Annotated in this window: 2 pseudogenes; one reads left to right on the forward strand and one right to left on the reverse strand. The window is 66.5% G+C overall.

Features of this window, described 5'->3' with window-relative positions:
* Positions 1-741 (reverse strand): annotated as a pseudogene (locus ASF80_RS18600) (vitamin K epoxide reductase family protein); the annotation flags it as partial.
* Between the two features lie 139 nt (positions 742-880).
* Here ASF80_RS18600 and ASF80_RS19210 point away from each other — a divergent pair.
* Positions 881-1255: pseudogene (locus ASF80_RS19210) on the forward strand (ribonuclease E/G); the annotation flags it as partial.

Consider the following 1255-nt stretch of genomic DNA (forward strand, 5'->3'; position numbering starts at 1 on the left):
CTCGCCGAGGAAGTCGAGACCCTGCAGTTGAGCCATCATGATGATGACGGCGTACGCGAGGATCGTGGCGAGTGGCACCCAGACCATGAGCTTGTCGGCGCGTTCCTGCGCCTTCTCGTTCTTCGTGAAGGTGCCGTTGCGGGTCAGATGCAGCATGGTCGCGAAGAACGTCGGGATCGTGACGGCCCACGTGACCATGCACCAGGGGCACAGCACGCCGAGGTTCGGCGCGTAGAGGCTCTGGCCGATCAGCCAGCACACCAGGCCGAAGGCGAACGTGATGCCGGCGCCGAAGGCGGCCCAGAACCAGCGGGGGAAGCGCGCGCCAGCCAGGATGGCCACGCCGACCACGAGCGGTGCGATCCATCCGGAGAGCCCCAAGAGCGGGTTCGGGAATCCGAACACCTCGCCCTGCCATGAGCCGAGGTTCTTGCTGCACTGGATGAACGGACTGACGTCGCAGGCGAGTGCGTCGGTCGGGTTCTCGAGCAGCACGAACTTCTCGACCGTGAGCTGGAAGGCGGCGAACCAGCCGACGACGCTCGCGATGATCAGCCAGACGGCATAGACGACGGGGCGGGTGCGCTGCTCGCTCATATGTGGATTATCCCAGTGATCACTATGGATCGGGCGTGAGACGGGCCGGAGAAAACGACGCGAGCACGCGACGATGCCGCGAACCGGCTCACTTGGTGCGATAATGGCCTGTGATGCATCGCTCGACGTTGTCGCAGTGGGCATCGACGCAGACTTCGGGGCCGTATGCCCCTCGCGACCAGAGCCATGAGCCGGTCGCACACCGAATGAGTTCGCGGCACCTGTAGGCGCCGCATGAGATTCGGCGGAACACGAAGTGTCCGCCACGAGGAGCACGCCAGAGATGGCCGACGAGAACAATGACTACGACGCCCCTACCCTCGATTTCTCTGCGGATGCTGACGCACCCGAAGAGGTAGTCGCCGACGCTCCGGAGGCTGACGGCGCGCCGGACGCCTCGGAGAGTGGCGAGGGCGAAGCCCCCGCCGCAGAGGACGCCCCTGCGCCGCAGGATGCGCCCGAGGACGCGACCGACGAGGCTCCTGCCGCGGAGGATGCTCCTGCTGTGGAGGATGCTCCTGCTGTGGAGGATGCCCCTGCCGCGGAGGAAGCCCCTGCCGTGGAGGAAGCTCCCGACGCTGAGGATGTTCCCGCAGCGGACGAGAAGCCCGCGGACGAGAAGCCCGCGGACGAGAAGCCCGCGGACGAGAAGCCCGCG

It is taken from the genome of Microbacterium sp. Leaf159 (assembly GCF_001423615.1).
Classification (GTDB): domain Bacteria; phylum Actinomycetota; class Actinomycetes; order Actinomycetales; family Microbacteriaceae; genus Microbacterium.